Below are 1,155 nucleotides of genomic sequence, written 5' to 3' on the forward strand. Positions count from 1 at the left end.
GCCAGCTGAAAAAGTTGGCAAAACCGCATTTACTAACTTTATATTACAAGCTATATTATTAAATTTAATTATTAGAATCTTTTTCAATTCTAATTGTCCTACACCAAGTGAATCGACTTTAATATCAGTGATAACGATATTAATAATGTCTGTATTAACAAAAGTATTGGTTAAAATGCTTTAAACAAGGACCATTAGAAGAAATATGGAACATGTGAACTTATAAAAATATTCAAAATAAATAATTCATCATATAGAAAACCATATTTTTATATTTATACTTCAAAAATAGATACATGATAATTAGAGACATTATTTATTACAAATAACAACACGTTGTTTTTTAATTATACCCTTTCATTAATGAAAATCTGTACTCTTCGTGAAGCTTGGTGCCGCATTAAAAACAGCATTATATGTATTAAAATGTCTTTAGCTTTTATCTATTATATTTAAATAATGGCATTAAGAGTAAGATTTTTTTATTATTTGGTATATTTACTACTTCCTTATTCTTTTCATTTCTTTTTTCAATTTCTTCATCTTAATATTTAAAGAAGCCGTCCAATCTTTACATTCACGTGAAAGATTGATTTTTACTTCTTTTCTCATTTCTTTTTTTAACTGATGAATTTCTTTCATTAAATTAATATCTTTATAAAGAGAATTAGCAAAAGTACTTTTCATATTTCTAAGCGTTGTAGGAGTTCTTTTACCTCTATATTGTCCTTTGAATCTTCCTTCTTTTATAGTTTTTCGTGTGTTTTTTTCTTCGGAAGTAGCTATATGAATATGAATATTATCAGTATCATAATGAATATTTGCACACCAAAATGTATGATTTTCATCCATTTTATTATCTTTAATCATTTGATTAACCATTCGACGAGTGGCTTTTTTTATTTTAGGTTCATCTAATTTATCTAATGATTCATTAAATAAATGATTGTCTTTAAGAAATTGATTATCAAAAGATACAACATCTTGATACATGACATGACTCTTTTTATTTGCCTCTTGAAACTTATCTTTTAGTCTGTTCATCTCTTGTTCTTCGATGAATTCATGTTCAGAATTAAAGCTCATGGTTGTTCTTTTTTTTACATTTTCTTTGTTATATCCTTGTTTCTTTTTTAATTTATCTATCGACATATA

At 24.9% G+C, this 1,155-nt stretch carries 1 protein-coding gene and 1 pseudogene; one reads left to right on the forward strand and one right to left on the reverse strand.

All coding sequences use genetic code 11. The annotated features are described in order from the left end of the window. Positions 1–184 (forward strand): annotated as a pseudogene (locus ABZX02_RS43970) (hypothetical protein); the annotation flags it as partial. A 317-nt stretch (positions 185–501) separates the two neighbouring features. Here the strand turns inward: ABZX02_RS43970 and mobL are convergent. Then, the coding region (gene mobL, locus ABZX02_RS43975) for a relaxase MobL (RefSeq protein WP_355307976.1) at positions 502–1,155 on the reverse strand (654 nt) is incomplete at its 5' end.

The sequence above is a fragment of the Lentzea sp. NPDC003310 genome (assembly GCF_040610935.1).
Taxonomy (GTDB): Bacteria; Actinomycetota; Actinomycetes; order Mycobacteriales; family Pseudonocardiaceae; genus Lentzea.